The sequence below is a fragment of the uncultured Aquimarina sp. genome, assembly GCF_947500065.1.
Taxonomy (GTDB): Bacteria; Bacteroidota; Bacteroidia; order Flavobacteriales; family Flavobacteriaceae; genus Aquimarina.
Map to the genome: position 1 here is coordinate 1 of NZ_CANMQT010000051.1, position 344 is coordinate 344.

The 344-nt window shown below is 42.4% G+C and carries 1 protein-coding gene; it reads left to right on the forward strand.

What is annotated here, in order from left to right:
- A partial coding sequence (locus Q0975_RS28395; protein ID WP_299444378.1) for a hypothetical protein occupies positions 1-344 on the forward strand: 344 nt, incomplete at both ends.

Here is a 344-nt window from a genome sequence, read left to right on the forward strand (position 1 = left end):
AGTCCAGATGATCCAACAGTAACGGACCTTAGACAAGGACTATTAGATATCACCAAGACAGATACCTATGTAGATACGAACGGTAACGGTATCATTGATGCCGGAGATACGATCAACTATGTATTTACAGTGACTAATACAGGTAATATAGATCTAACAGGTATCAGTGTAACCGATGCACTAGCAACCGTCACTCCAGCAACTACGATTGATTTAGTAGTAGGCGCGAGTGATAGTAGCACTTATACAGCAAGTTATGTGATCACACCAGCAGATATTACTGCGGGTACCTTTAGCAATACTGCGGTGGCTACTGCTACAGATCCATTAGGTGGTCCAGATAT